General features: G+C 63.8%; 22 protein-coding genes and 1 tRNA gene. 3 read left to right on the top strand and 20 right to left on the bottom strand.

All coding sequences use genetic code 11. The features are described from left to right. Nucleotides 1-3: 3 nt before the first annotated feature. On the top strand, nt 4-3,180 hold the full coding sequence (locus tag K5880_RS17745) for a DEAD/DEAH box helicase (protein WP_297655366.1): 3,177 nt from the start codon (nt 4-6) through the stop codon (nt 3,178-3,180). A 268-nt stretch (nt 3,181-3,448) separates the two neighbouring features. Here the strand turns inward: K5880_RS17745 and K5880_RS17740 are convergent. The 10 genes from K5880_RS17740 to aceA form a co-directional block, all read right to left on the bottom strand. After that, nucleotides 3,449-3,525: transfer RNA gene (locus K5880_RS17740), tRNA-Pro, on the bottom strand. A 36-nt stretch (nt 3,526-3,561) separates the two neighbouring features. Next, nucleotides 3,562-4,014, bottom strand: a complete 453-nt coding sequence (locus K5880_RS17735; RefSeq protein WP_297655363.1) for a MerR family transcriptional regulator — start codon at nt 4,012-4,014, stop codon at nt 3,562-3,564. A 191-nt stretch (nt 4,015-4,205) separates the two neighbouring features. Continuing rightward, nucleotides 4,206-4,532: an integration host factor subunit alpha gene (locus tag K5880_RS17730; protein ID WP_291127007.1), complete on the bottom strand. Its 327-nt coding sequence runs from the start codon at nt 4,530-4,532 to the stop codon at nt 4,206-4,208. Nucleotides 4,533-4,557: 25 nt separating this feature from the next. Further along, nucleotides 4,558-6,978, bottom strand: a complete 2,421-nt coding sequence (gene pheT / locus K5880_RS17725) for a phenylalanine--tRNA ligase subunit beta (RefSeq protein ID WP_297655360.1) — start codon at nt 6,976-6,978, stop codon at nt 4,558-4,560. 9 nt (nt 6,979-6,987) lie between these two features. Continuing rightward, entirely contained in the window at nt 6,988-8,040 is a 1,053-nt protein-coding gene (pheS, locus tag K5880_RS17720; RefSeq protein WP_297655357.1) for a phenylalanine--tRNA ligase subunit alpha, read from the bottom strand. Between the two features lie 121 nt (nt 8,041-8,161). Next, nucleotides 8,162-8,521: a 50S ribosomal protein L20 gene (gene rplT, locus K5880_RS17715; RefSeq protein WP_086120609.1), complete on the bottom strand. Its 360-nt coding sequence runs from the start codon at nt 8,519-8,521 to the stop codon at nt 8,162-8,164. A 25-nt stretch (nt 8,522-8,546) separates the two neighbouring features. Then, the gene (gene rpmI / locus K5880_RS17710) at nt 8,547-8,750 is read right to left on the bottom strand and encodes a 50S ribosomal protein L35 (RefSeq protein WP_066151481.1); all 204 of its coding nucleotides are present in this window, start codon (nt 8,748-8,750) and stop codon (nt 8,547-8,549) included. Nucleotides 8,751-8,934: 184 nt separating this feature from the next. After that, complete coding sequence (infC, locus tag K5880_RS17705) at nt 8,935-9,543, bottom strand: translation initiation factor IF-3 (protein ID WP_297655437.1); 609 nt, start codon at nt 9,541-9,543, stop codon at nt 8,935-8,937. Between the two features lie 109 nt (nt 9,544-9,652). Continuing rightward, the gene (gene thrS, locus K5880_RS17700) at nt 9,653-11,560 is read right to left on the bottom strand and encodes a threonine--tRNA ligase (RefSeq protein ID WP_297655354.1); all 1,908 of its coding nucleotides are present in this window, start codon (nt 11,558-11,560) and stop codon (nt 9,653-9,655) included. 253 nt (nt 11,561-11,813) lie between these two features. Further along, entirely contained in the window at nt 11,814-13,145 is a 1,332-nt protein-coding gene (gene aceA, locus K5880_RS17695; protein WP_297655351.1) for an isocitrate lyase, read from the bottom strand. Between the two features lie 324 nt (nt 13,146-13,469). Between aceA and K5880_RS17690 the strand changes: the two genes are divergently transcribed. Continuing rightward, nucleotides 13,470-14,402 carry a DMT family transporter gene (locus K5880_RS17690; RefSeq protein ID WP_297655348.1) on the top strand — a complete coding sequence of 311 codons (933 nt, stop codon included), beginning with the start codon at nt 13,470-13,472 and terminating at the stop codon, nt 14,400-14,402. Nucleotide 14,403: 1 nt separating this feature from the next. Here the strand turns inward: K5880_RS17690 and K5880_RS17685 are convergent, their stop codons facing one another. Both K5880_RS17685 and hemN read right to left on the bottom strand, forming a co-directional pair. Beyond that, nucleotides 14,404-15,075: a sulfite exporter TauE/SafE family protein gene (locus K5880_RS17685; protein WP_297655346.1), complete on the bottom strand. Its 672-nt coding sequence runs from the start codon at nt 15,073-15,075 to the stop codon at nt 14,404-14,406. 22 nt (nt 15,076-15,097) lie between these two features. Next, entirely contained in the window at nt 15,098-16,492 is a 1,395-nt protein-coding gene (gene hemN, locus K5880_RS17680) for an oxygen-independent coproporphyrinogen III oxidase (protein ID WP_297655343.1), read from the bottom strand. Between the two features lie 121 nt (nt 16,493-16,613). Here hemN and fnr point away from each other — a divergent pair, with 121 nt between their 5' ends. Then, nucleotides 16,614-17,333, top strand: coding sequence for a fumarate/nitrate reduction transcriptional regulator Fnr (fnr, locus tag K5880_RS17675; RefSeq protein WP_297655341.1), 720 nt, complete (start codon nt 16,614-16,616; stop codon nt 17,331-17,333). Here the strand turns inward: fnr and K5880_RS17670 are convergent. From K5880_RS17670 to ccoS, 8 genes are all read right to left on the bottom strand, one after another. After that, nucleotides 17,318-17,557, bottom strand: coding sequence for a hypothetical protein (locus K5880_RS17670; RefSeq protein WP_297655339.1), 240 nt, complete (start codon nt 17,555-17,557; stop codon nt 17,318-17,320). The two genes, fnr and K5880_RS17670, sit on opposite strands and share 16 nt — an antisense overlap. Before the next feature lies 1 nt (nt 17,558). Beyond that, complete coding sequence (locus tag K5880_RS17665) at nt 17,559-17,858, bottom strand: hypothetical protein (protein WP_297655337.1); 300 nt, start codon at nt 17,856-17,858, stop codon at nt 17,559-17,561. Nucleotides 17,859-17,885: 27 nt separating this feature from the next. Then, complete coding sequence (gene ccoG / locus K5880_RS17660) at nt 17,886-19,319, bottom strand: cytochrome c oxidase accessory protein CcoG (protein WP_297655335.1); 1,434 nt, start codon at nt 19,317-19,319, stop codon at nt 17,886-17,888. A 19-nt stretch (nt 19,320-19,338) separates the two neighbouring features. Continuing rightward, complete coding sequence (gene ccoP, locus K5880_RS17655; RefSeq protein ID WP_297655332.1) at nt 19,339-20,253, bottom strand: cytochrome-c oxidase, cbb3-type subunit III; 915 nt, start codon at nt 20,251-20,253, stop codon at nt 19,339-19,341. Beyond that, nucleotides 20,250-20,417 carry a cbb3-type cytochrome c oxidase subunit 3 gene (locus K5880_RS17650; protein ID WP_297655330.1) on the bottom strand — a complete coding sequence of 56 codons (168 nt, stop codon included), beginning with the start codon at nt 20,415-20,417 and terminating at the stop codon, nt 20,250-20,252. The genes ccoP and K5880_RS17650 overlap by 4 nt, the downstream gene beginning before the upstream one ends. A 19-nt stretch (nt 20,418-20,436) precedes the next feature. Beyond that, the gene (ccoO, locus tag K5880_RS17645) at nt 20,437-21,060 is read right to left on the bottom strand and encodes a cytochrome-c oxidase, cbb3-type subunit II (RefSeq protein WP_297655328.1); all 624 of its coding nucleotides are present in this window, start codon (nt 21,058-21,060) and stop codon (nt 20,437-20,439) included. 10 nt (nt 21,061-21,070) lie between these two features. Next, nucleotides 21,071-22,519 carry a cytochrome-c oxidase, cbb3-type subunit I gene (gene ccoN / locus K5880_RS17640; protein WP_297655326.1) on the bottom strand — a complete coding sequence of 483 codons (1,449 nt, stop codon included), beginning with the start codon at nt 22,517-22,519 and terminating at the stop codon, nt 21,071-21,073. A gap of 81 nt (nt 22,520-22,600) precedes the next feature. Then, entirely contained in the window at nt 22,601-22,738 is a 138-nt protein-coding gene (gene ccoS / locus K5880_RS17635) for a cbb3-type cytochrome oxidase assembly protein CcoS (protein ID WP_297655324.1), read from the bottom strand. Nucleotides 22,739-22,742 lie beyond the last annotated feature (4 nt).

The following is a 22,742-nucleotide window of genomic DNA, read 5'->3' as shown; positions in this document are numbered from 1 at the left end:
ACAATGGCATTGCCCGATGGTCTCTATGACCTGTTGTTGACCGAGGGATTGGCCCGATCGCTGGCGGACCTCGACCCGTCACGGACCGATGTGTCGGCACTCAAAGGTGGTGCAGCCGAGTTCCTGGCCGATGTCATCACCCGCCAGCTCTCGACCATCCTCGACGATGTGTCTGGCGACGAGGCCGAGAAAGCGAAGCGACAACTCGAACTGGTGAATGGGTTGCTGGTGATGCTGCGTCAGCGGCTCGCAGGAAGCAGCGCGGACGGTGCCAATGCGGCTGGCGAAGTGGTGGACCTGGTGGCGCCGCCATTGCGTGTCCTGAGGGCCGTACAACGCGACCAGCAGTTCCCGGTGTCGCCGGAGATTGGGCTGGGCGTGCCCTGGCTGTTCACGGCCGGCAAAGGCTCGCCTTCGCTGCTGCAGGAGATTCGTCGCGAGCTGGCGTCGAGCGATCAGGTGGACATCCTGGTCAGCTTCATCACCGTCTCGGGCGTGCGCAAGCTGCAGGATGTGCTGCAACAGATCACGGCCAAGGGTGCGCAGCAAGATGGACAGGCGCTACCGAAGACCCGGCTGCGCATCCTCACCACCACGTACACAGGTGCGACCGAGGCACGTGCGCTGGACGAACTCGCGCGCCTGCCGGGCTGTGAGGTCCGCGTGTCGCTGGATGGCCGGCGCACGCGCCTGCATGCCAAGGCCTGGCTGTTCCAGCGCAAGACCGGCTTTGGTTCGGCGTATGTCGGCAGCGCCAACCTCTCGGGAGCTGCACTGACCGGCGGGCTGGAGTGGACGGTCAAGCTAACCCAGCGCGCGCAAGAAGCGATGTTTGCCCGCGCCGTGGCTCACTTCGAGACGCTGTGGGCGGACAGTGAGTTTCAGCGCTACGACCCGGACAACGTCGAACACCGGCAGGCCCTGGCGGCGGCACTGGGTCGAGAGTCATTTGGTGGCGAACCCTCTGCCACGATCAGCTTCTTCGACCTGCAGCCCAAGACCTACCAGTTGGAAATGCTGGAGCAGCTGAGCACCGAGCGCGCCCACGGTCGCTCCCGGAACCTCCTGGTAGCGGCCACCGGAACCGGCAAGACGGTGGTGGCCGCGTTTGACTATAGGAACACCTGCCGCATCGAAGGTGGGCGCCCTCGCCTGCTGTTTGTGGCCCACCGGGAGGAAATCCTGCGGCAGGCCATGCGCACCTACCGCGAGGTGCTGCGCGATCCCGAGTTCGGCGATCTGCTCACCGGGAGCCACCAACCCGAGCGCTGGGACCACCTGTTCGCCACCATCGACAGCGTGACCAGCCGCAACCTGGTGGCCACCGTTGGCGCCGACCACTGGCACACGGTGGTGGTGGATGAATGCCACCGCCTGGCGGCCGATCGGTTCGACGCTTTTGCCAAAGCCGTTCGCCCCAGCGTGTTGCTCGGGCTGACGGCGACGCCTGAGCGCAGCGATGGGCAGCCCATCGCGCCGTATTTCGATTCGCGTCCGGATGGCAGCCCGGCGGTCGAGCTGCGGCTGTGGCACGCGCTGGACCTGCAACTGCTGGCGCCGTTCGAGTACTACGCCTGCGACGACGCCACCGACTTTTCGGAAGTGCCATGGGACAGGCCTGGAGAGCGCGAGGCGGTGGCCAACCTGGTCACCGGTAACGACGTGCGCGCCAAGCTGGTCATCAACGAGTGGCGTCGCCTGGCGTCCGATGCGCGGCAGTCGCGCGCCATTGTTTTCTGCGTGTCCGTGGCGCACGCCGAGTTCATGACCGATTGGCTCAACCGCGCGGGTCTGCCGGCGGTCTGCGTGGTCGGCACGACGGCACCAGAGGAGCGGCGACGGGCGCCGCAACGCCTGCTCAGCGGCGAGTTGTGCGCGTTGGTCACGGTGGATCTCTACAACGAGGGCATCGACTTGCCGATGGTGGACACGCTGTTGCTGTTGCGACCCACTCAGAGCCCGGTGCTGTTCCAGCAACAGATCGGTCGCGGCCTGCGTTTGGCCCCCGGCAAAGAGAGTTGCCTGGTGCTCGACTTCGTGGGCCAGCACCGCGCCGAGTTCCGGTTTGACCGCCTGTTGTCGAGCCTGACCGGCTTGTCGAGACGCGAACTGGTGGACGGCGTTGAGAACGGCTTTGGCAGCTTGCCGCCCGGATGCCACATTCACTTGCAGCGCCAGACGCGAGAACAGGTGCTACAAGGCCTGCGATCCCTGACGTCGCAGAACTGGCGCCGTCTAAAGACCGAGCTGCAGACCTATGCGGCGCTGCGTGGCCGATCAGCGATTCAACTGGCCGACTTCCTCCACGACCAGGCGCTGGAGTTGGAAGACATCTATCGCACCGGTACCGGACAAGGCCGCAGCGGCTGGACATCGCTCAAGCGTGATGCAGGCCTGATCGTCTCAGAGCCCGGACCTGAAGAGGACTACTTCAGCCGCCGCTTCGGCGATCTGTTGCATGTGGATGATCCGCGCCGTCTCGACGTCATGACGGCTGTGGGTTCGCGCCAAGGGAGTTCACCAGCACTCAATGCAGAGGACGCGCTGGGCGTGCAGATGCTGGCCTTTCAGATCGATGGACGCCACGAGCAAGCAGCGGGGCATGAAGCCTTCCTGGAGCGCATGGAGGCTCACCCGGTCATCGCTGCCGAGCTGGTGGAGCTGTCTGCCCTTCTGCAGGCCCGCAGCACCTTGGGCGCGCATCCTGTGGCCGGTCTCGAAGACACACCCTTGTGCCTGCATGCGGGTTACGGGGCTCGCGAAATCCTCACGGCGGTGCGCTGGCTGACGGCGTCACGCCGCGTGCCGTTCCAGGCCGGCACACTGTCTTTGCTCAGCCGCCAGACCGAGCTGCTGTTCGTCACGCTCGACAAGAGCGAGGGCTACCACGACCGCATCGCGTATCACGACTACGCGATCAGCGCCGAGCGCTTTCACTGGCAATCCCAGAACAGCGCCGGCCCGGACACGCCCGGAGGCAGGCGCTATCTCGAAAGCGCGACCAACGGATGGCAGTTCCAACTCTTCGTGAGAACACGCAAGGGCGAGGCCTACCGTGCCTGCGGCCCAGTCACGCTGGAGTCGGCCGAGGGCGAACGGCCCATGAGCATCGTCTGGAAGTTGCGGACGCCGTTGCCGGCGCGGCTGTTCCGAGAGTTCAGTGTGCTGCGCGGGGTGTAGCGACAGTCTGGCAAGAAGTTGCCGTTCGTCGGCGAAGTGAAGTCGATAGAGCGAAGCGGCACAGGCAACGGCTCATCGTTGCTTGACCACCACAAAACCAAGACTTGAGAAGTCTCAGCCGCCGGGATGGTGATTCCTGTCGTCGTGGGCGTTTTTCTGGTCCGTTGAAGAACCGACAGCGCTGCGGCTGTTTACCCCAACGTTTACCCCACGGGCTCTGGAAAGAAAAACGGGTTAGCTCATTTCTGAGCTAACCCGTTGATTTTATTGGTCGGCGTGGCGGGATTCGAACTCGCGACCCCTTGCACCCCATGCAAGTGCGCTACCAGGCTGCGCTACACGCCGACAAGCCTGAAATTATAGCGTCCAAACCAGGGGCATTCAGACCGAGTGCCTGAGAAGCTCGCGAATTTCGAGCAACTCGCGGCGCACATCGTGAAGCAGCGCACCCGAGGCACCTGGCACAGGAAAATGGGCCTCGATGAAAGGCACTACATCTTCGCCATGAACGACCTCGTCCAGATCAATCACGTCGATGGCTTCGTCTTCATCGTTGCGGCGCTTGTCGCGCTCGGCCTGAACGAGTTCCTGCAGCTTGTTGCGCGCACCGCTGATGGTGAAGCCCTGGTCATACAGCAGCTCCCTGATCCTGCGGATCATGAGGACCTCGTGATGCTGGTAGTACCGGCGATTGCCGCGCCGCTTCATCGGCCGAAGCTGCGTAAACTCCTGTTCCCAATACCGCAGCACGTGGGGCTTGACACCACACAGCTCGCCCACCTCACCGATCGTAAAGTAGCGTTTTGCGGGAATGGGCGGGAGCGTTTTTTCCATGAAAATCAAGGCGGTACAGACCGAACCTTGAAATCTACTCTAACTCGGGCTGGTGCGCGTGGGCGAGTGAACATTTCCGTGTGAAATGTTGCAACCAGCCATCTACAACAGGATATCGCACCAATTTGGTGCGATATCGGTAGCCATTCAGGAGCAGGATGTGTTCGGGACGCTACGTCCCGATATGGCATTCATGCACCGATCACGGCAGTCTGCACCTGCTCCTTGAGCTTCGGGCTGGCGTGGAACGTGACCACGCGACGGGCTTCGATGGCCACTGGTTCACCGGTACGCGGATTGCGCCCCGGTCGAGGCGCCTTGGTCCGGATCTGAAAATTGCCAAACCCGGAAATCTTCACATCCGTTCCATTGACCAGACTGTCGGTGATCAGATCGAAGAAGGCATCGATCATGTCCTTGGACTCGCGCTTGTTCAAACCGATCTGATCAAAGAGCAACTCGGCAAGCTGAGCCTTGGTCAGTGCCGGCGTTTCCAGACTTTCAACAGCGAGTTCCATTCAGGCTTTCTCCATCCTCGTTCAATCAGGCGCGAAGCCGGCCATTGACGCGCCGAGCCAGGGCCTCCATTGCGGCTTGCACCGTCGTTTCAATGTCCTCATCGGTCAGTGTAGCGTCCTCACGATTGAGCACCAGCCGCACGGCAAGGCTTTTTTCGTCCTGGCCCAACCCACCTGAGATTGCCCCCTTTTTGGGCCGGTACACGTCGAACAGCACCACATCGCGCAACCAGGGATTTGCGAGATCCCTGATCGCCGCCGTCACGGCGTCATGTGTCACCGACTCCTTCACCACGACTGCCAGATCGCGTTCAACGGACTGGTGGCGGCTGACCGCCTCGTAGGCCGGCACGGGCCGATCCTGCAAGGCCTCCAGCTCCAGTTCAAAAAGTACCGGCGCGTGCGCCAGTTCGTAAGCCTGGCGCCAGCGCGGGTGCAGCTCGCCCACGTGTCCAACGCAACGACCGTCCACCCAGATACTTGCGCAACGCCCGGGATGCATCGCCGGGTGCTCCGCAACCCTGAATTCGGGCTGGCGAGGCGACAACAGGCTCTGCACGTCGCCCTTGAGATCGAAGAAGTCGGTCGTGCGCTCGGTCACACCCCATTGCAAGGCATCCACTGCGCCGTAAGCCAGACCAGCCGCCCGCACGGGTTGGCGAAACCCAGCCACCGTGGTGTCGCTGTCGATGACGGATGCGTCCTTGAGAAACACGCGGCCGACCTCAAAGAGGCGCACACGGTCGGCCCGGCGGTCGAGATTGAACTTGAGCACCGATACCAGCCCTCCCAGGAGCGACGAGCGCATCACGCTCATGTGGCTTGCAATCGGGTTGATCAGTCGCACGGGATCGGCGTTTCCTGCGAGTTCATGCTCCCAGCGCGCGTCGACAAAGCTGAAGTTGATGGTCTCTTGATAGCCGAGACCGGCCAGGCTGCGGCGAACTTCAAACGGGCCACGGCGTGATTCGGCCCGGATCCTGGCCGTGATCGGCGCCAGGGGCGGCGTGTCGGGCAGGTGCTCGTAGCCGATCACGCGCGCGACCTCTTCAATCAGGTCTTCCTCGATCCGGAGGTCAAAACGGTAGGGTGGTGGCACGACGGTGAGCACTCCACTCCCCTCTTCCACCGGCAAGCCAAGCCTGCGCAGGGCGCCAGCGCACTGGTCCAGCGTGAGCGGCATGCCGATGACCTTGGCCGCGCGCGCCACACGCAAGGTTACTGACGCCACCTGTGGAAGATTGACCACATGGTCGTCGAGCACACCGGCCTGACCACCACAGATGTCAAGCACCAGTTGCGTGATGCGCTCCACATGCTCGCGCGTCGTGGACGGGTCCACGCCCCGTTCGAAACGATGGCCGGCGTCGGTGGAGAAGCTGTACCGGCGGGAGCGACCAGCGATGGATCCGGGCCACCAGAAAGCCGCCTCGATATAGATGTTCTGCGTCGCGTCCGACACCGCGGTGGAATCCCCTCCCATGATGCCCGCCAGAGACTCCACGTTTTGATCGTCCGCAATGACCCCGACCTGCGCATCCACCGCGACTGTGTTGCCGTTGAGCAGCTTGAGCGACTCGCCCTCACGACCCCACCTCACCTGCAGGCCACCGTGAATCTTGTCGAGGTCGAAGATGTGCGAGGGCCGGCCCAACTCGAACATCACGTAGTTCGAGATATCCACCAGGGGCGACACACTGCGTTGCCCGCAGCGCGCCAGGCGCTCGACCATCCAGTCCGGCGTCGCGGCCTGCGTGTTCACGCCCCGCACGACGCGCCCCGTGAAGCGCCCGCACAGATCGGGTGCATCCACGCGGACCGGCAATCGGTCCTGCAGCGTCACGTTCACCGCGGGAAACGAGGGCTCGATCAGCGGCGCGCCGGTCAACGCCGCCACTTCCCGTGCAATACCGTACACGCTCAGGCAATGCGCGAGATTGGGTGTGAGCTTCAGCGTGAACAGCATGTCGTCCAGCGCCAGTTGCTCGCGGATGTCGCGCCCCACCGGCGCGTCGTCGGGCAGCTCCAGCAAGCCACCATGGTCGTCGGACAGTTTGAGTTCGCGCGCCGAACACAGCATGCCCTGACTCTCCACACCGCGCAGTTTGCCCAGCTTGATCTGGAACGGCTTGCCATCCTCACCCGGCGGCAGCTCAGCTCCCACGAGTGCGCAAGGTACCTTGATGCCCACGCGGGCGTTGGGCGCGCCACACACGATGTTGAGCAGACTGCCTTGCCCGACATCGACCTGGCACACGCGCAAGCGGTCTGCATTCGGGTGCTGCTCGGCCGAAATGATCGCCGCGACCACCACCTTCGAGAACGGGGGCGCCACAGGCTCGAACTCTTCCACCTCCAGACCGGCCATGGTCAAGGTGTCCGCCAGTTGCTGGCTGTTCAGGGGCGGGTTGCAGAATGCACGCAACCAGGATTCGGGAAATTGCATGTCGTGGTCTCAGCGAAACTGGGCGAGAAAGCGGATGTCGCCATCGAAGAACAGACGCAGGTCATTGACTCCGTAGCGCAGCATGGTCAGGCGGTCCGGTCCCATGCCAAAGGCAAAGCCGATGTGGCGCTCCGGATCGAGCCCCATGTTGCGCACCACGTTGGGATGAACCTGCCCGGAGCCTGCCACTTCCAGCCAACGTCCCGCCAGCGGGCCGTGCTGGAACTGAATGTCGATCTCGGCGCTGGGCTCGGTGAAAGGAAAGAAACTGGGACGAAAGCGCAGCACCAGGTCGTCTGATTCGAAGAAGGTGCGGCAGAAATCGGTGAAGACGAACTTCAGATCCTTGAAGCTCACGTTTTCACCGATCCACAGCCCTTCGCACTGGTGAAACATGGGGGAGTGCGTGGCATCGCTGTCCACCCGGTAAGTACGCCCCGGAGCGATCACCCGAATCTCCGGCATGGAGCGACCAGCGTCCAACGCGGCCCGGTGGCGTTTCACGTGCTGCACCGCATGGCGAATCTGCATCGGGCTGGTATGGGTGCGCAGCAGATTGGGCGCCTTCTCGCTGCCGCCCTCCACATAAAACGTGTCGTGCATCGAGCGCGCCGGATGATCCTCCGGTGTATTCAGTGCGGTGAAGTTGAACCAGTCGGATTCGATCTCCGGCCCTTCTGCCACCTCGAAGCCCATGGAGCCGAAGATCGCCTCGATGCGCTCCAGCGTCAGACTCACCGGATGCAGGCCACCCTGCCCGCGCTGGCGCCCAGGCAGTGTCACGTCCAGGGCTTCGGCCCTGAGCTGCACCAGCATCTCCGCGTCGGCCAGCGCCTGGCGCCGTTCGGCGAGCGCGGTCTCTATGGCCTGCTTGGCCAGGTTGATGGCAGCCCCGCGCGACTTCTTCTCATCCACCGGCAGCGCGCCCAGGCCCTTCATCAGCTCCGTGATGCGGCCCGCCTTACCCAGATACCGGGCCTTGGCGTTTTCCAGATCGGCCGGCGTGCCCGCCTGCGCGAAGCCTGCGCGGGCGCTTTCAACCAGTGCGTCCAACTCGTTCATGTTCGTGCTTGAATCGTTGGGAAAGAAAAAAGGGGTTGAAGCCAGCGAGGGAATCCCTCAAGCCTCAACCCCTTAGAGCGACGGGAGACGCTGCGACGAACGCTGCACTCCCGATCGTGAATCAAGCGGCCAGCTTGGCTTTGACCTGCTCCACGATGCTGCCAAAGGCCGCCGGGTCGTTCACCGCCAGATCGGCCAGTACCTTGCGGTCGATCTCGATCTGGGCCTTCTTGAGGCCATTGGCGAACTGGCTGTACGTCAGGCCGCATGCGCGGGCACCGGCGTTGATACGGGCAATCCACAATTGGCGGAAGACGCGCTTTTTCGTGCGGCGATCACGGTAGGCGTATTGCCCTGCCTTCATCACCGCCTGCTTGGCGATGCGGAAGACGTTGCCGCGGCGGCCGCGGAAACCTTTGGCCAGAGCCAGAACCTTTTTGTGTCGGGCGCGAGCCGTTACACCACGTTTGACGCGAGGCATGTGTGTTCTCCTTGTTCGTCGTTGATCAAATGCCCATGCCGGGCAGCATCTGTGCCATATGACCCATGTTGGTCTCATGCACGGTGACTGCTCCACGCAGGTGACGCTTGTTCTTGGTGGTCTTCTTGGTCAGGATGTGACGTTTGAAGGCTTGACCGCGCTTGACGGTGCCACCGGGACGAACGCGAAAACGCTTCTTCGCGCTGCTCTTGGTCTTCATTTTGGGCATCTTCATGCTCCTTTTCATTTGTGCTCGTGAGGCGCCGCGAACCTTCCGCGGACTTGTTGGCCCCGAGCCACTTTTATGGACAACCTTTCGGCTCTCCGATTCGGCGCATGGCCCTTCAGCCACCGCCTCGAACCGGCAGGAGACTACCCTGCCCGTCCAATGCTGTTGTTGCCGCCGGCCGTCCTCAGGCTGCCGACTGCCCCGCCGCTGGCGTTGACGCCTCGGCGGGTTTGGCCGCTGCACCGGCCTTCTTTCGTCCGGGCGCGATCATCATGATCATCTGGCGCCCTTCCAGCTTGGGAAACTGCTCCACCACGATCGAATCGGCCAACTCATCGCGAATCCGGTTCAACAAGGCCAGGCCCAGATCCTGGTGGGTGATCTCACGGCCGCGAAACCGCAGCGTGATCTTGCACTTGTCACCATCGTCAAGGAAGCGCCGGATGTTGCGCATCTTGATGTTGTAGTCGCCATCGTCGGTACCGGGCCGGAATTTGACTTCCTTAATCTCGATGACCGTCTGCTTGGCCTTGGCTTCCGCTGCCTTCTTCTGCTCCTGGTACTTGAACTTGCCGTAGTCCATCAGACGACACACGGGAGGGACAGCAGTGGCCGCAATTTCGACCAGATCCACATCCAGTTCACCGGCCATGCGCAGCGCCTCCTGCAGACTCACGATGCCCAGCGGCTCGTTCTCGGGGCCATTGAGGCGAACCTCAGGAGCCATGATTTCCCGGTTCAGTCTGTGTGCGCGCTCTTCACGTTGGCGGCGGTCGCGAAAGTTGGTAGCTATGGTGAGTTCCTTCGTGTGGGCTTGGTCAAGCGGAATGGCGGCCCTTCGGCCGCCACCATACACGCGAGGTGTGCCACGGCGGCAGGGGCATCAAGCCAGATGTTGGACATCAAACTTTGGATGAAACGTCTGCCGCAATGAGTTTGGAAAAGGCTTCCAGCGGCATGACACCGAGGTCTTTGTTCCCTCGAGCCCGTACAGCCACGGCACCAGCTTCCTTCTCTTTGTCGCCCACGACAACGATGAAAGGCAGCTTTTGCAGCGCGTGCTCCCGTATTTTATACGTAATTTTCTCGTTGCGCAGGTCGGTCACCACCCTAAGCCCTTGATTCTGCAGAGATTTCGCGATTTCCCGACAGTATTCGGCCTGCGCGTCGGTGATGTTGAGCACGGCGACCTGCACCGGCGCCAGCCAGGTGGGCAAGGCCCCCGCATGTTCTTCGATCAAGATGCCGATGAAGCGCTCCAGGCTGCCCACGATGGCGCGATGCAGCATGACGGGGCGGTGGCGCGAGCCATCCTCGCCCACGTATTCGGCGTCCAGCCGCTCGGGCATGGAGAAGTCCACCTGCATGGTGCCGCACTGCCATTGCCGTCCGATCGCGTCCTTCAGGGTGTACTCGATCTTCGGGCCGTAGAAGGCACCATCGCCGGGCGCGATCTCGAATTCGCAACCTGAGGCTCGCAAGCTCTCCATCAGGGCATGCTCGGCCTTGCCCCAGACTTCGTCGGAGCCGATGCGCGCGGCCGGCCGCGTAGCGACCTTGTAGATGATGTTCTTGAAACCGAAGTCGGAATAGACCTTCTGCAGCAGCGCGGTGTAGGCCAGGCACTCGGGCAATATCTGCTCTTCGGTGCAGAAGATGTGGCCGTCGTCCTGCGTAAAGCCACGCACGCGCATGATGCCGTGCAGGCCGCCGCTGGGCTCGTTGCGGTGGCATTGTCCGAACTCGCCATAGCGCAGGGGCAGATCCCTGTAGCTCTTGATGCCCTGCTTGTAGATCAGGATGTGTCCCGGGCAGTTCATGGGCTTGAGGGCATAGTCGCGCTTTTCACTCTCGGTGGTGAACATGTTGTCGCGGTACTTGTCCCAGTGGCCGGTCTTCTCCCACAGCGACTTGTCGATGATCTGCGGACCCTTGACCTCCTGGTAGCCGTTGTCGCGGTAGACGCGGCGCATGTACTGCTCCACCTCCTGCCACAGCGTCCAGCCCTTGGGGTGCCAGAACACCAGGCCGGGCGCATGCTCGTCGATGTGGAACAGGTCGAGTTCACGACCGAGCTTGCGATGGTCGCGCTTCTCGGCCTCTTCGATCATGGTCAGGTGCTGCTGCAGTTCTTCCTTGGTGGCCCAGGCCGTGCCGTAGATGCGCTGCAGCATCTCGTTGCGGTGGTCGCCGCGCCAGTAGGCACCCGCCACTTTCATGAGCTTGAAGTGCTTGAGCTTGCCGGTGCTGGGCACGTGCGGGCCGCGACACAGGTCTTCAAACGCACCTTCTCGGTAGAGCGACACGTCCTCGTTGCTAGGGATGCTGGCAATGATCTCTGCCTTGTAGTGCTCGCCCATGGCCTTGAAATGAGCAACGGCCTCGTCGCGAGGCAGCACGCGGCGCACCACGGGCTCGTCCTTGCTGGCCAGTTCGGTCATGCGCTTTTCGATCGCGACAAGATCCTCGGGCGTGAAGGGCCGCTTGTACGAAAAGTCGTAAAAGAAGCCGTGTTCGATCACCGGGCCAATGGTCACCTGCGCGTCCGGGAACAGCTCCTTGACCGCATACGCCAGCAGGTGAGCGGTCGAGTGGCGGATCACCTCCAGCCCGTCGGCGTCCTTGGCAGTGACGATGGACAGCGGACTGTCCTGGGTGATGAGGTAACCGGTATCGACCACCTTGCCGTCGATCTTTCCGGCCAGCGCCGCCTTGGCCAGACCGGCGCCGATCGAGGCCGCCACCTCGGCCACCGTGACCGGGCCGGGGAATTCACGTTGGGAACCGTCGGGGAGCGTGATGTGCAACATGGGGGATCCAGAAAACAAAAAAGCGCGGCAGGGGCCGCGCTGGTGTGTGGGTCAGAAGGGAATCAATCGGGCAGGCGCGAACTGCAGGCCTTACAAGGCCGGGAGAGTGGTCTCCTGAGTTCGCGGTGTCATAACCAGATTGCCTTTCTCGCTCTTGCTGTGTCGAACAAGCCGCCATTTTCCCATAAAAAAGCCCGGGGCATGCCCGGGCTCCGTGTCTCCTCAAACCGCTCTGGGGCGGACTCGGGGGATTTCAGTGGAACTGCTCCTCCTCGGTCGAACCCGTCAGCGCCTTCACGCTGGACGAACCGCCCTGGATCACGGTGGTCACGTCGTCGAAGTAACCCGCGCCGACTTCCTGCTGGTGCGACACGAAGGTGTAGCCCTTCTCGCGCGCGGCGAACTCGGGTTCCTGCACCATCTCGGTGTAGTGCTTCATGCCCTCGCCGCGGGCATAGGCGTGGGCGAACTGGAAGGTGTTGAACCAGTTGATGTGGATACCAGCCAGCGTGATGAACTGGTACTTGTAGCCCAGCGCGGCCAGGTCTTCCTGGAAGGATGCGATCTGCTTGTCGTTGAGGTTCTTCTTCCAGTTGAACGACGGCGAGCAGTTGTAGGACAGCAGCTTGCCGGGGCAGGCGGCCTGCACGGCCTGGGCGAACTCACGGGCGAAGCCGATGTCGGGCACGCCGGTCTCGCACCACACCAGATCGGCATAAGGCGCGTAGGCGATGCCGCGGCTGATGGCCTGCTCCAGGCCGTTCTTGACGCGGTAGAAACCTTCCTGCGTGCGCTCGCCGGTAAGGAAAGGCTTGTCGTTGGCGTCGTGGTCGCTGGTGATCAGGTTGGCGGCCTCGGCATCGGTGCGGGCCAGCACGATGGTGGACACGCCCATCACGTCGGCGGCGAAGCGCGCGGCGATCAGCTTTTCGCAGGCTTCCTGCGTGGGCACGAGGACCTTGCCACCCATGTGGCCGCATTTCTTCACGGCCGCCAGCTGGTCTTCGAAGTGCACGCCAGCGGCACCCGCGGCGATCATGTTCTTCATCAGCTCGAACGCGTTGAGCACGCCGCCGAAACCGGCTTCAGCGTCCGCCACGATGGGCAGGAAGTAGTCGATGAAGTCCTTGTTGCCCGGCTCGATGCCACGGCCCCACTGGATTTCATCGGCCCGCTTGAAGGTGTTGTTGATGCGGCGAACCATGGTCGGCACCGAGTCGTAGGCGTAAAGCGACTGGTCGGGGTACATGGTCTCGGAGGTGTTGCCGTCGGCAGCGACTTGCCAGCCCGACAGGTACACGGCCTCCAAGCCGGCCTTGGCCTGCTGCATGGCCTGACCGGCGGAGATGGCTCCAAAAGCGTTCACATAGCCCTTCTTGGCGCCGCCGTTGACCTTGTCCCACAGCTTCTCGGCACCGCGCTTGGCCAGCGTGTGCTCGACCTGCATGCTGCCGCGCAGGCGCACGACGTCGGCGGCGGTGTAGCCACGCTTCACCCCCTTCCAGCGCGGGTTGGTCGCCCAGTCTTTTTCGAGGGCTTCGATTTGCTGCTGGCGACTCAGTTGCTCGGTCAGGGATTGAGGCATGTGAATACTCCTTGAGGTTGGGGGATCGGGGCAGCGGACTCGCGAACGGAAAAAACGAAGCGCGGTGCCGTTGAGAAGACTTTAAGTCTTATAGAAGAGTTTTGAAAGCTCTTATGTCTTATATAAGACAATTAATTTTTCTTTATTTTTCAATATCTTTTTCATCAAATCCCTCAATATGAAAATCATTCTCTTGCATTGAGAAAATTTAGTGCAGCGCAACATTCTTTCATCTCATATTGCAAAACAAAAATCTCTCATCCCGAAATGCCCCGTGACGCGTCAGGCATGATGCGCAGACTTCCGCGTATACCCTGAAATGCCGTGACTTCCCCGAACCGATGGTGGGCTTATGCCAGCCTGGCCCTGAGCATGTCCCTGGTCGGCAGCTACGTGGCACTGTCCAAGCCCCTGGTACTGGTGTTCCCCGTGTTTCTGCTGGCGTGGCTGCGTTTCGGCATCGGCGGCGTGGCCATGGGCCACTGGCTGCGCAAGCCCGCTGGCGAGCCGGCGATCACGCCGCGCACGCGCTGGCTGCTGTTTCTCGAGTCGTTTCTCGGCAACTTCCTGTTCTCGATCTGCATGCTGTTCGGCGTGAGCCTGACCACGGCCGTCGCTGCCGGCGTCGTGATGTCGTCGATCCCGGCTGTGGTCGCGGTGCTGAGCTGGATCTTCCTGCGCGAGCGCATCGGCTGGCGCAGCGCAGCCGGCATCGCATGCGCGGCCATCGGCATCGGGCTGTTTTCGCTCCAGAAGGTGGACAGTGCCACGGCCGCTGTCGCGGACACCAGCGGCCCATGGGGCATCAGCCGGACCCTGCTGGGCAACCTGCTGGTCTTCGCAGCCGTCGTGTGCGAGGCATCGTATGTGGTGATCGGCAAGCACCTCACCCAGGGCCTTGGGCCCAAGCGCATCTCCGCCATCATCAACCTCTGGGGCTTCGCGCTGGTCACGCCACTCGGTCTGTGGGCCGCCTGGCAGTTCGATTTCTCCGGGGTCTCGCTGCCCGTCTGGGCGCTGCTGGTCTTCTACGGTCTGGCCGCCAGCGTCTGGACGGTCTGGCTGTGGATGACCGGCCTCAAGGCGGTGCCTGCCTCGCAAGCCGGCGTGTTCACCGTGATGCTGCCGATCAGCGCAGCAGCGATCGGCGTCCTCTTCATGGGTGAGCGGCTCACGGCGCTGCAGGCCGTGGCTTTCGGCATCGCCTTGCTCGGACTGGTGCTGGCCACCCTGCCTGGCAGGCGCGCGCAGCCTTAGTTCACAGGCACCACAGGCCCGTGGGCTGGGTGAGGCCCATCCACAGCGCCCAGCCCGAGGTGAGCGCCAGCGCAAACCCCGCCAGGCGGATGCCCCAGCCGCCCGACGGGGCACCACGCAGGCGCAGCAGCAACCAGGGCGCGGCGGTCAGCGACACCGAGGTACCGATCGAGAACAGCGCCATGATGAGCGCCCCATCCAGCGCGTTGGCCGACAGGGACGCCACCAGCAGGGCCGAATACAGCAGGCCGCAGGGCATGAGCGCCCAGCCAAAGCCGAGCACCACCGGTGCGCGCGGCCCCAGGGCGGCCAGTGCCGGCCGCGCCCGCCGCCAGACGCCCTGGCCCAGGCTTTCGATCCACGCGGGCTGACGCGCCTGCCACAACAACACCGCGCCCAGCAGCAGCGCGCCCACATGAAACATGGTCCAGACCGGGCGCAACACCGCGGTGTTCGTGCCCATCCAGGCCAGGCCCTGCACCGACCCGGCGGCGAACGCCCCGAACAGCGCGTAGCCCGCCATGCGGCTGACCTGGAACCCCAGCAGGGCACGCGTGCTGCGCGCGCCCGCCGCCCGGCCGATACCGGCGCAGGCCGCGCCGCACATGGCCACGCAGTGGGGGCCGCCCACCACACCCATGAAGAACGCCGTGATCGCCATCGAGGTCTGCATGGTGGCCCTGTCGCCCAGACGGTCAGATGATCCGCGAGAAGCGCGCACGGTTCTCGTCAACCTGCAGGTTCCGGTCGAACACCATCGCAATGGCACGCACCAGGTACCAGCCGGCTTCGGTGACATGCAGGCCGGTGGCGTCCACCTGCACCAGCCCCAGCGCCGCGAGCTCATCCAGGGCTTCGATCTCGCGCGCGAAGTGCCGCCTGAAGTCGATCAGATGCCCGAGCTCGATCGGCTCGAACTGCACTTCGCCCTGGCACATCAGGGACATGATCACCGCGCGCCGCAACAGGTCGTCGCGCGTGAGCGCCAGGCCGCGCACGATGGGCAGGCGGCCCTGGTCGAGCAGGTCGCGGTACTCCTCCAGCGTCTTGGCGTTCTGGCTGTAGGTGGCACCGATGCGCCCGATGGCCGACACACCCAACGCGATCAGGTCGCAGTCCGGTTGCGTGCTGTAGCCCTGGAAGTTGCGGTGCAGGCGCCCCTGGCGCCGGGCCACGGCCAGTGCGTCGGTGGGCAGCGCGAAATGGTCCATCCCGATGTAGACGTAGCCCGCGTCCAGCAGGGCATCGATCGACAGCGACAACATGCCCAGCTTGTCCGACGCGCTGGGCAGCTCGGCCGCCACGATGCGCCTTTGCGGCTTGAACCTCGACGGCAGATGCGCATACGCGTACAGCGCGATGCGGTCCGGCCGCAAGGCATTCACCTGCGCCAGGGTGCGGGCAAACGATTCGGGCGTCTGCAGCGGCAGCCCATAGATCAGGTCCACATTGACCGACTCGAAGCCGATGCGCCGCGCCTCCTCCACCAGGGCAAACACCTGTTCGGCGGGCTGCACGCGGTGCACGGCCTTCTGCACCGCCGGGTCGAAGTCCTGCACGCCGAAGCTCAGCCGGTTGAAACCCAGGCGCGCGAGCGTGCGCAGGCGTTCCCCGGTCACGGTGCGGGGGTCCACCTCGATCGAGTATTCGCCGCCGGGCACGAGGGTGAAATGACGCCGGATCATCGACATCAGGTCTTCCAGCTCGTCATCGGACAGAAAGGTCGGCGTGCCGCCACCGAGGTGCAGCTGCGACACCGGCTGGCCCTTGCCGACATGCTCGACCTGCAGCTCCAGTTCGCGCGCAAGGTAACGGAGGTACTCCGCCGCGCGCGAATGGTGCCTGGTGATGACTTTGTTGCAGGCGCAGTAGTAGCACACCGACTCGCAGAACGGGATGTGCACATACAGCGACAGAGGCAGCGCCAGTGAGCCGGCGCGCCGCTGCTCGAGCGCCTGGATGTAGTCGCGCTCCGTGAATGCCTCGACGAACCGGTCGGCCGTGGGGTAAGAGGTATACCGGGGCCCGGGGACGTCGAACCGCCGCAGCAGTTCCTCGGATATCGCGTGGCTCACTGTCGGAATCTCCATGTAGGCCCATACTGTGCGACAGACCGACGCGGGCGCCCTTGACCGGGATCAAACAAGCGCCGGTATCCAAAGGACACCCCGAGGGGTATGCTCACGTCCCAAGAGAGGAACCGCAATTTCAATGGACGCCCAAACCATCAAAGTCGCCTGCTCGAGCTGCAACCTGCGCGAGCTCTGCCTGCCCATGGGACTCAACCCCGACGAAATGGACAAGCTCGACAAGGTCATCTCCAAGCGCCGCCGCATCAAGCGTGGCGCCCAGTTGTTCAGCGTCGGAGAGAAGTTCACATCCCTCTATGCCGTGCGCTCGGGCTTCTTTAAGACCTGCGTGACCACGGCCGATGGCCGTGATCAGGTGACCGGCTTCCAGATGACGGGCGAGATCATCGGGCTCGATGGCATCGTCAACGACCACCACTCGTGCAACGCGATCGCGCTGGAAGACGCCGAGGTCTGCATCATGCCGTTCGATCAGGTGGAGGAGCTCTCCCGTGAATTCACGACCCTGCAGCACCATGTGCACAAGATCATGAGCCGCGAGATCGTGCGCGACCATGGTGTCATGCTGCTCCTGGGCAGCATGCGCGCCGAGGAGCGCCTGGCGGCTTTCCTGCTCAACCTGGTGCAGCGCCTGCACGCGCGCGGCTTCTCGAAGTCCGAGCTGGTGCTGCGCATGACGCGCGAGGAAATCGGCAGCTACCTCGGCATGAAGCTGGAGACCGTGAGCCGCACCTTTTCCCGGTTCGCGGACGACGGCATCATCGACGTCAAGCAGCGCTACGTGCACATCAGGAATACCGAAGGCCTGCGCCAGATCGTCAATCCTCAGTCCTGCAACTGACCGTTCGGGGTCCGGATCAGCAGCGTCGTCAAGGCGCTCGATACGGTGGCGACGGCCCAGAATGCAAAGAACGCTGCGGTGTAGACCGTCTGGCGCGACGCCTCCAGTGGCCGCCCGAACCAGTGCAGGTCGCTCGGGTCCACCATTGCGAACACGACCATTTCCAGCGCCGCCGCTGCCAGGAAGGCCGGCCAGGCCACGCCCATCCAGAGGCGTGCCCGCATGTCAGCGCTCCTTCCCGGGCACCAGCGGCGACGCCGCGTGATTGCGGGCCTGGTGGGCTGGCTGCAGCTGGATCAGCGCGGCCTCCCGCTGCGCGCCCTGCAGTGCCAGTGCAGCCTCGCGGTCGCGCTCGAACGCCGCCTTGTCCAGCACCGGATCGGCGTGGCGGATCGCGATGAAGGCGGTGATGAGGCTGGCCACCACAACCACCAGCGGTCCTCCCACCACCAGCCACATCTGCGGCACGCGCCACCAGGGAATGGCAGGGGCGACGATGGCCTCGGGGAATGTCGACGGTTTCATGCAAGGCTCCTTCAGGGCAGGTGACGCTCAGCGGGGCACCACGAACGCGGCCTTTTCGGTGACGCGGATGGTGCCGTCGCCCAGGGCGCGGATGTCAAAGTGGATCGGATGCGAACCCGGTGCGGCGGCGTCCGGCGGAATCTGCACCCGCACGGCCGCCGAACGCACCTCGGTGGGCAGCACCTCCACCTCGGTGGAGGAGGCCACGGCGATGCCCGGCAAGCCAGAGACACCAATGGCGTAGCGCTGCGGTGACTCGGTGGCGTTCATGATCTGCAGGCGGAACACGTTCTCGATGCGCCCTTGCTCCACCATGCGCGCGAGCGCTCCGCGGTCGCGGATCACGTCCACCTTGAGCGGCGTTCGCAGGAACAGGCTCACACCGACAGCCAGTGTGATAGCGAGGAGCACGCTGGCGTACACCAGCACCCGTGGTCGCAATGCACGCCGCAGCATCTGGCGCGTGTCCCATCCGCCGGCGATGCCGTTCTGTGTCGAGAACCGAATCAGGCCACGGGGATAGCCGACCTTGTCCATCACGTCGTCACAGACGTCGATGCAGGCCGCGCAGCCGATGCACTCGTACTGCAGGCCCTTGCGGATGTCGATGCCGGTCGGGCAGACCTGCACGCACAGCGTGCAGTCGACGCAGGAGCCCAGTCCCAGCGCCTGGGGGTCTGCCTTCTTCGAGCGCGCCCCGCGCGGCTCACCGCGCCGCTCGTCGTAGGTGACGATCATGGTGTCGCGGTCGAACATCGCACTCTGGAAGCGTGCGTAGGGGCACATGTACTTGCAGACCTGCTCGCGCAGGAAGCCGGCATTGCCATAGGTGGCGAAGCCGTAGAAGAAAATCCAGAACGTCTGCCAGGGGCCGAGCGCGGCGGCCAGGGACAGGGCGCCGAGCTCGCGGATGGGCGTGAAGTAGCCCACGAAGGTAAAGCCGGTCCAGAGCGAGACAACGATCCACAGCACGTGCTTGAGCGATCGCTTGCCGAGCTTGCCGGCGGACAGCGCGGAGCGGTCCAGCCGCAGGCGGGCCGAGCGGTCACCCTCCACCAGTTTCTCGATCCACAGGAATATCTCGGTGTAGACCGTCTGGGGACAGGTGAAGCCGCACCACAGGCGCCCGGCGACCGCCGTGAACAGGAACAGCGACAGCGCCGAAATGACGAGCAGGCCGGTGAGGTAGATGAAATCCTGCGGATACAGCACCAGGCCGAAAATGTAGAAGCGCCGTGCCTCCAGATCGAACAGCACCGCCTGGCGCGCATGCCACTGCAGCCACGGCAGGCCATAGAACACGACCTGCGTGACCCAGACCATGACCCAGCGCCAGCGGGCGAACAGGCCCGAGACCGCACGCGGCTGGATCTTCTCGTGTGCCACATACAGGGACACCGCTGCTTCGTCGTCTACCGCGGCGGGAACGATGGGAATGATGTGGCGTTCTGGAACAGTCATGGCATCCCGCAGCCCGGGATCAGTTGGCGGTCGCTGGCCTGTTGGACAAGCCCCAGACGTAGCCGCTGAGCACGTGGATCTGGTCGGCGTTGAGCTTGCCCGCCTGGGCCGGCATCTGGTTGGTGAAGCCCTGGGTGATGGCGCGCACCACAGCCTCTTCGCCCCAGCCGTGCAGCCAGGTGCTGTCGCTCAGGTTCGGCGCGCCCAGGGCCGTGTTGCCCTTGCCGTCTGCGCCGTGGCAGGCGGCGCAGGCCGCAAAGTTGGGGCGCCCCAGCGTCGCGCGCACCGGATCGTGCGGGCTGCCAGACAGACTCAGCACGTAGTGGGCCACATTGCGCACATCCTCCGGTGTGCCCACGGCGGCGGCCATGGGTGGCATGACACCGGTGCGGCCTTCCGTGATGGAGGTCTTGATAGCCGCCGGCTCGCCGCCCCAGAGCCAGTCGCCATCGGCCAGGTTCGGGAAGCTGCGCGCACCGCGCGCGTCCGAGCCGTGGCACTGGGCGCAGTTGTTCATGAACAGGCGTTCACCGATCGCCATGGCCTGCGCGTCGCCGGCGAGTTGCTGCGGCTCCATGCCCTGGAACTTCTCGTAGATGGGCGCGATGGCCTTCTCCACCGCCGCGACCTCGGCCAGGTGCTGTCCGCCGGACGACCATCCGAGCACGCCGGGGTACTTGCCGAAGGTGGGATACAGCACGCCATAGATCAGCGAAAAGACCACGGTGATGACGAACAGCCAGACCCACCAGCGAGGCAACGGGTTGTTCATCTCGCGCAGGTCGCCGTCCCACACGTGGCCGGTGGTGTTGTCGGCCGAGGCCTTGACCTTGGTGGTGCCGCTCACCCAGAGCAGGATCAGGCAGGCCACGATGCTGACAAGGGTCAACCCGGCCACGTACCAGGACCAGAATTCGCTTGTGAAATCGCTCATGACGGTTCTTTCGTGCTGTCCGTGCTGGCTTCGTCCTGAAACGGCAGCTGAGCTGCCTCGTCGAAGCGGGACTGGTTGCGCCGGGCCCATGCCCAGGCCACGATGCCCAGGAAGGTCATGAGGCTGATCACGGTGACGGCGCTGCGCAGGTCGTTGATATCCATGGTGATGTTCTCCTTGCGGTCACTTGATCGCCGTGCCCAGCACCTGCAGGTAGGCGATCAGGGCTTCCATTTCGGTCTTGCCCTTCACGTCCGCGCTGGAAGTGGCGATCTCTTCGTCGGTGTAGGGCGCGCCGAGCGTACGCAGCACCTCCATGCGCCGGGGCAGGCCCGCCTCGTTCACGGTTTTCTTCTCCAGCCAGGGGTAGGCCGGCATGTTGGACTCGGGCACCAGGTCGCGCGGGTTGTTCAAGTGCAGGCGATGCCACTCGTCGCTGTAGCGCCCGCCCACGCGCGCCAGGTCGGGCCCGGTGCGCTTGCTGCCCCACTGGAAGGGCCGGTCGTAGACGAACTCGCCCGCTACCGAATAGTGGCCGTAACGCAGGGTCTCGGCCTGGAAGGGGCGGATCATCTGCGAATGGCAGTTGTAGCAACCCTCCTTCACGTAGATGTCGCGGCCAGCCAGTTGCAGCGCACTGTAGGGCTTGAGGCCGGCCACCGGCTGCGTGGTCGACTTCTGGAAGAACAGCGGGACGATCTCCACCAGTCCGCCCACCGCGATCACCAGGACGATGAGCACGATCATCAGGAAGTTGTTGGTCTCGATCCGCTCGTGGGTGAAACCTTGTGGCTTGTCGTTGTCCATGATGCGGTCCTCAGGCGTGGGCGGGGTTGAGAGCGGGAATGCGGACGTCTTCCGACCGGCCGCTGCGCGCGGTCATCACCGTGTTCCACAACATCACGACCATGCCTGCCAGGTAGAGCACACCGCCCGCCAGGCGGATCACGTAAAACGGGAAGGTGGCCTTGACCGATTCGACGAAGGTGTAGGTCAGGCTGCCGTCGGGGTTGACGGCGCGCCACATCAGTCCCTGCATCACCCCGGCGATCCACATCGCGGCGATGTAGAGCACGATGCCGATGGTGGCAATCCAGAAGTGCAGCTCGATGGCGGGCACCGAGTACATCTTCTTCTGGCCGTACAGCCGCGGAATCAGGTAGTACATGGATCCCATGGTCACCAGGCCGACCCAGCCGAGCGCGCCGGAGTGCACATGGCCCACCGTCCAGTCGGTGTAGTGGGAGAGTGCGTTGACGGTCTTGATCGACATCATCGGCCCCTCGAAGGTCGACATGCCATAGAACGACAGCGAGACGATGAGAAAGCGCAGGATGGGGTCGTCGCGCAGTTTGTGCCACGCACCCGAGAGCGTCATGATGCCGTTGATCATGCCGCCCCAGCTGGGCGCGAGCAGGATGAGCGAGAACACCATGCCGATCGACTGTGTCCAGTCCGGCAGCGCGGTGTAGTGCAGGTGGTGTGGGCCGGCCCACATGTAGGTGAAGATCAGCGCCCAGAAGTGCACGATGGACAGGCGGTAGCTGTACACCGGGCGTTCGACCTGCTTGGGGATGAAGTAGTACATCATCCCGAGGAAGCCGGCCGTGAGGAAGAAGCCCACGGCATTGTGGCCATACCACCACTGCACCATCGCGTCCTGCACGCCCGCGTAGGCCGAGTAGGACTTGAAGATGTCGACCGGAATCACCGCGCTGTTGACGATGTGCAGCACCGCCACGGCCAGGATGAAGGCGCCGAAGAACCAGTTGGCCACGTAGATGTGGCGTACCTTGCGCAGCCCTATGGTGCCGAAGAACACGACGGCGTAGGCCACCCACACCGCCGCGATCAGCAGGTCGATCGGCCACTCCAGCTCGGCGTATTCCTTGCCCTGCGTCATGCCCAGCGGCAGAGTGATGGCGGCGAGCACGATCACCAGTTGCCAACCCCAGAAAGTGAAGGCCGCGAGCGCGTCGGAGAAGATGCGCACCTGGCAGGTGCGCTGCACCACGTAGTAGCTCGCGGCGAACAGGCCACAGCCCCCGAAGGCGAAGATCACCGCGTTGGTGTGCAACGGGCGCAATCGGCCGTACGACAGCCATTCGATGCCCATGTTGAGTCCGGGCCATGTGAGCTGGGCGGCGATGATCACGCCGACCAGCATGCCCACCACGCCCCACACCACGGTCATGATGGTGAACTGCCGCACGACTTTGTCGTTGTAGACCGCCGACGGGCTGGCCTTCTTGTTGGTCACGGACATACAGAAACTCCTTGCGAATGTCACTGCCTGCAGTGTGGACAAGGAGTCCCGATCGCGCCTTGACCTGCGTCAAGCGCCGCCTCAATCGTTCTTGAGAATGCGCTCGCCTTCGCGTTCGACGTTGTCGAACTGCCCCGCCTGCAAGGCCCACCAGAACACGCCGATGATCCCGAACACCAGCAGCACGGACAGCGGAATGAGCAGATAGAGAACGTCCATGGCG

Origin of the sequence: Hydrogenophaga sp. (genome assembly GCF_025699295.1) — a bacterium.
GTDB lineage: Bacteria > Pseudomonadota > Gammaproteobacteria > Burkholderiales > Burkholderiaceae_C > Hydrogenophaga.
Note: the sequence above shows the minus strand (reverse complement) of the source record. Positions and strands in the feature narration are given on the sequence as shown.